The sequence below is a fragment of the Aromatoleum toluolicum genome (genome assembly GCF_012911005.2).
Lineage (GTDB): Bacteria > Pseudomonadota > Gammaproteobacteria > Burkholderiales > Rhodocyclaceae > Aromatoleum > Aromatoleum toluolicum.
The window spans coordinates 1-429 of record NZ_WTVS01000232.1 but is presented as its reverse complement, the minus strand read 5'-3'; the positions used below and the strand labels follow the sequence as shown (position 1 = coordinate 429).

The following is a 429-nucleotide window of genomic DNA, read 5'->3' as shown; positions in this document are numbered from 1 at the left end:
GCAGGCCCCGCGTGCCGCGCGACCTGATGGAGCACCAGTGCATCGGCATCCGCCAGGGCGACGAGGCCTACGGCCTGTGGCGCCTGACCACCGGGCGTGGCAGCAAGGCGCACACCGAGTCGATCAAGATCACCGGCAACCTCACCACTAATGACGGAGAGATCGCTGTGCTGTGGGCGCTGCAGGGCCACGGCATCGTGATGCGCGCCGAGTGGGACGTGAACCGCCATCTGGCCCAGGGCCTGCTGGAGCCCGTGCTGCCGCAGTACCACACGCCTGCGGCCGACATCTACGCGGTGTACCCGCAGCGGCACCAGTTTTCGACGCGGGTGCAGGCGTTTGTGGGGTTCCTGGCCGAGGCATTGGCCGCGTCAGGCTCGCTGGCAGGAGTGGGCGTGGGTGGCCGCATGGACAAGCGGCGGGCCGCGC

Annotated in this window: 1 protein-coding gene; it reads left to right on the top strand. The window is 69.9% G+C overall.

Going from position 1 to position 429, the window contains the following annotated elements; genetic code table 11:
• A partial coding sequence (locus GPA27_RS28510; RefSeq protein WP_256223148.1) for a LysR substrate-binding domain-containing protein occupies positions 1 to 429 on the top strand: 429 nt, incomplete at both ends.